The sequence below is a fragment of the Leptospira ognonensis genome (assembly GCF_004770745.1).
Classification (GTDB): domain Bacteria; phylum Spirochaetota; class Leptospiria; order Leptospirales; family Leptospiraceae; genus Leptospira_A; species Leptospira_A ognonensis.
Genome location: NZ_RQGD01000027.1, coordinates 1 through 2,815 on the forward strand (window position 1 = coordinate 1; position 2,815 = coordinate 2,815).

Sequence of the window (2,815 nt, forward strand, 5' to 3'; positions counted from 1 at the left end):
GGTTCTAAACTATGGGTTGTCGACCGAGAAAATCATGAAATCAAAAATATCCCATTCGTAGAAACGGAAAGGTTCATTGCGTCAGGCGAGGAAGAGTATACTTTAGAAGTTACACTCAAGTTTAAAATTGATACGGTTTCCATTTCCAAGGCACAAATTGCAATCCTTCATCCACCCTCTAATGAAGGACAGAGGATTCGCTCGGTTAAATTTACAGACGCAAGCTATAAGCCAGCCTTTGTGCAAAGAAACCGTGTGCATCTGAAAAAAATGTCAATAGAGGACACTTCCGGGGAACAAACGATCAAGTATAAGTTCACATCTAGAAACCAGTTCATCAAATATTTTATCGCCGATGATTACTTAGATAAGGAAGTTTCTTATCCTCCAGATATCAGTGCTTACTACGAAAAGGCAAAGGAAAACCCGAAAAATTTTGCAAGAGACTATATCGAAACACTAAACTCAATACGACTTCTTAACCCCGGATACAATGATTTTAGGAAAAGTTTAACGGAACAAGGCTTGCCTGTAATGCCGTATCGCGTTGTTAGGTTTGAAGGTGGGAAAGCGAAATCTATCGAAGATGCAACGATGGTCTTTATCTTAGGTTATGGTTGGGTTCCCATTTCAAGCATCGGAGTCACCCCAGTGAGTGATAAGCGTTATTTTGAAAAGAAGGAAACGGATTTAATTATTTATCAAAGTTTATCCTCCGTGCCTGCGATTTCTCCCGTATACTTTAAAAAAGATGCCAATGCAGAATGGGAAAACCTACCAGCCGAGATTACTTATAAAATTAAGTAGTTTTCTATTTCTCGCCTTACTTTCTTGTTGCATACCCAGTTTGCAGCAAGAATGGAGGAAGGTTACTATCCTTCCAATTTCAGCCGAGTCTCACAATCGGTTGAATTTATTAACACAGTCCGCATGGACAGAGTTAGGTATGGCAAAATACCAAGGCCCTTCCTTTCAGCCAAAACCATTAGAAAAATCAGATATAATAAATATATATTATTATCTGAGATCTTTTATTTCAATCCAGGAACTATCAAATTTACTTGGAATCCCTATTTTTATAAAAGGTCCCCATTCCGACGATTCTATAGTGATTAATCACAAAAGTGAATTTGGCCATTATCACCCAGAATTTCCAATTCGATTGCGGAAATATTTCGTTCCTGCTGTGAACGATTCAAGTTTTAAAAGCCTAACTCAGTCTACTTACGACCAATACATTAAAAATTTGGCACGGACATTCTTTGTCGTGTACATCAAATTAAATTCGAATTCAGAGTATTACCATAAAGAGATTGAACGCTATCAAGAATTGTGTAAAGAGAGACGTCTTGATCCATTTTTTCTAGAGAAATTTGTTCATTTTATGAAACTTGGTTATACCGATAGCGAAGATATTGAGGAGGCCGCAAAATTTAAAACATTCAAAGGAGACGATGATTTTGATGAAGATTTAGTAAAGCAAGTCGTAGGATTTTGGATCAGAAGACAAATAGATAAAACGGATTATCAATTTTATTTGGGTCTCGCGGATCTTATTTCTACGTATGATCAGAAATTTTATGAGGAGAGATTAGAGTAAACTAATCTCCTTCACCTAAAAGTTCTTTTACTGCATTGATCACATCATTTTCATCCTGTGAAGACATCCCTGCAAATAAGGGAAGAGAAAGTGTTTTGTTGTACATTTCATTTGCGTTGGGAAAGGCAGACTTTTCAAATTGAAAATTTTTCTTATAGTATGGATGCTCAAAGATGGGAATGAAGTGTAAACTTGTGCCAATATTTATTTCTTTCAGCTCTTCGACTAAAGTATCTCTTCCCATTTTTGCTACTGTTGGATCAATTTCAATTCGAAATAAATGCCAACTATGTTGTCCATCTGCGTCATCGCAAGGAAGTTTAATGCCCTTTAAATCTTTGAACTCTTCCAGATAATGTTTCGCAATTTGTGTCCTTCTTTCCCAAAACAGATGAGACTCCTTTAGTTGGACTACACCTAATGCGGCTTGTATATCGGTCATATTGTACTTAAATCCTGCTTCAACAACCTCATAATACCAGCCAGGTCGATTAAAAGCATCTCTATTGATGCCATGCAATCTCATTTTCCGAATACGTTCTGCAGCAGACTGATGTTTTGTGGTGATCATTCCGCCCTCGCCAGTTGTGATTCCTTTGGTAGCATAAAAACTGAAGACAGTGTAATCTCCCCAGTTGCCAATCATTTGATTCTTATGAACGGCAGGAAAGGCATGAGCTGCATCTTCAATGACAATGAGTTTGTATTTCCGTGCAATCTCCATAATCCCTTCCATATCGCAAGTGAAACCGGCAAGATGGACTGGCATGACTGCACGTACTTGCTTTGCCGTTGCTTTAGAGATTAAAGCCTTACCATTCCAAATACAAAATCGATCAATGGTTTCCTGTAAGGTCTTGGGAGTTAAAAGGTTATTGATCGGATCAACATCTGTAAGTATAGGTTCCGCGTGAAAATAACAGATCACTTCAGTGGTAGCAGTGAAAGTAATAGAACTCGTGATGACCGCATCCGCATCTGTAAGTCCTATGGCCTCGAGTGCCAAATGGAGACCGGCTGTTGCAGAATTTACAGCAATGGCGATCGGAGCGTTTACGAAATCAGCAAATTCCATCTCAAATTGCTTGACCTTCGGTCCAGATGTCACCCACCCAGAGCGCAAAACTTGGGCAACTTCCTCGATCGCATCTTCGGAAATGGATGGCAAGGCAAACGGTAGAAAGGTTTTGCGAGTGGTAAGCATATTCATCTAAA

2 protein-coding genes and 1 pseudogene are annotated in these 2,815 nt (G+C 38.8%); 2 read left to right on the plus strand and 1 reads right to left on the minus strand.

What is annotated here, in order from left to right:
• Positions 1-807: pseudogene (locus EHQ58_RS18715) on the plus strand (hypothetical protein); the annotation flags it as partial.
• 100 nt (positions 808-907) lie between these two features.
• Positions 908-1,600: a hypothetical protein gene (locus EHQ58_RS09995; protein ID WP_135623764.1), complete on the plus strand. Its 693-nt coding sequence runs from the start codon at positions 908-910 to the stop codon at positions 1,598-1,600.
• A gap of 1 nt (position 1,601) precedes the next feature.
• On the opposite strand, the gene EHQ58_RS10000 is transcribed toward EHQ58_RS09995, so the two are convergent.
• Complete coding sequence (locus EHQ58_RS10000) at positions 1,602-2,804, minus strand: DegT/DnrJ/EryC1/StrS family aminotransferase (protein ID WP_135623765.1); 1,203 nt, start codon at positions 2,802-2,804, stop codon at positions 1,602-1,604.
• Between the last annotated feature and the right edge of the window lie 11 nt (positions 2,805-2,815).